Below are 245 nucleotides of genomic sequence, written 5' to 3'. Positions count from 1 at the left end.
CTTCGACCGGCTGCTTGTCCTCGTTGTACACCGCCCCGTTGGCCATTTGCAGCAGTTTTCCGGAAAGCACCGCGGCGGAACCGGCGTCCAGCAGTTCGTCGTCGATCTCAACAAGCAGGTTTTTCTCGAACTCCTCGTAAGCTTTGGCCGCTTTGCTGTCCAGGGCTACCGGCACGATGTCCTCAACCAAGTCCGGAAGCTGCAAGTAATCTTTCGCGCTCATGCTGATGCAGATGTCGCCGATC

General features: G+C 57.6%; 1 pseudogene. It reads right to left on the bottom strand.

The features are described from left to right. Positions 1-245, bottom strand: a pseudogene (locus NE619_RS19410) (ATP-dependent helicase); the annotation flags it as partial.

It is taken from the genome of Anaerovorax odorimutans (assembly GCF_024459955.1).
In the GTDB taxonomy this organism is placed as follows: Bacteria; Bacillota; Clostridia; order Peptostreptococcales; family Anaerovoracaceae; genus Hominibacterium; species Hominibacterium odorimutans_A.
The sequence above is the reverse complement of the archived record's forward strand: the minus strand, read 5'-3'. Positions and strand labels throughout refer to the sequence as shown.